Annotated in this window: 1 protein-coding gene; it reads right to left on the minus strand. The window is 49.7% G+C overall.

Going from position 1 to position 1,136, the window contains the following annotated elements:
- On the minus strand, nt 1-480 hold a 480-nt coding region (locus tag Q0256_RS05040; protein ID WP_367271940.1), incomplete at its 3' end, for a DUF6882 domain-containing protein.
- Nucleotides 481-1,136: the final 656 nt, after the last annotated feature.

Genomic DNA, 1,136 nt, shown 5'->3' on the forward strand with positions numbered 1-1,136 from the left:
GTCCATACCGGGTTTGATCGTACCATCTGGCGCCACGCACTCGCCTGCCGCGAACGCCACAAACACCGCTCCGCCGGCGTACGGGCAGCGGTAGTAACATAACGGCTCCTGCGATAGCCCGCATGCGATCGCGCTTAGAGCGTGGCCGTTTATCTCCGCGCTTAGTACGAGCTTAGGCGTGCTAAGCTCGGCTAGCCCGTGCCGCAAGCCGAAGTCGCGCACATCTCGCGCAAGGGCAAGCAGCCGTTCATCGAGGCGATTTATGTTCTCGTACCCCCACAGCCACGTGCGGCTGCCGCTTGCTTCGCTACCGATATACCAAATGGCGCGCGGCGCATCATCGCCGAAACTGATCTCACCGCGCTCAAAATCCACAGAGCGGCGCCTGCCCTTTACGATCAGCTTCGAGCCCATCTCTTGCATCCTTGCGCCGCAGCCTAAACATACCGAAAATAGATCAATAAAGCCGCTCCTATCCATGCCTAAGCGGTCTAAAATTTCATTTTGTCCTTTTGCCGTGCCGATAAATTTAGCGCTTTTGCCGAATTTATCGGTGCGCAGGAAAATTTAATCAAATTTTATAAAGCCGCAGCAGATAAAATTTCATATCAGAACGCCGCCCGGATAAAATTTTGCAGAAGGCGACTGGCACGGCAAGTGCAACTGTAGGAGATGACGGGCGCAACCGCAATGATCGGCTGGCGGACATAAAATTTAAACCGCTCGGGGATCGTTAAATTTGAAAGGCAAAATTTTAGCCTAACGGCGGAATTCTACGACCGAGCAGTGAATGCTAGAACTTAAAGCGGCGCAAAACGGGCGCGCAGCAGCGAATGTATCAAGCTTGGACGACGAGCGATAGAACTTAAACGCCGTGCAGTAATAAAATTTAAATCGCCTCTTAAGATCGTGAAATTTAAAGACGAAATTTCATACCGAACGACGAGCCGCTAAATTTAAACCGCCCGCGCGATCGTCAAAATTTAAAAGCAAATTTTACGGTCGCGCGGCAAAAGATGAAAAAAGATGAAAAAAGATGAAAAAAGATGAAAAAAGATGAAATTTAGATTACCCGTGCGATAAATTTAATCGATCTTCAGCACGCTCAAAAATGCCTCGCTCGGCAGATTTACTTT

The sequence above is a fragment of the uncultured Campylobacter sp. genome, from assembly GCF_937949835.1.
Taxonomy (GTDB): Bacteria; Campylobacterota; Campylobacteria; order Campylobacterales; family Campylobacteraceae; genus Campylobacter_B.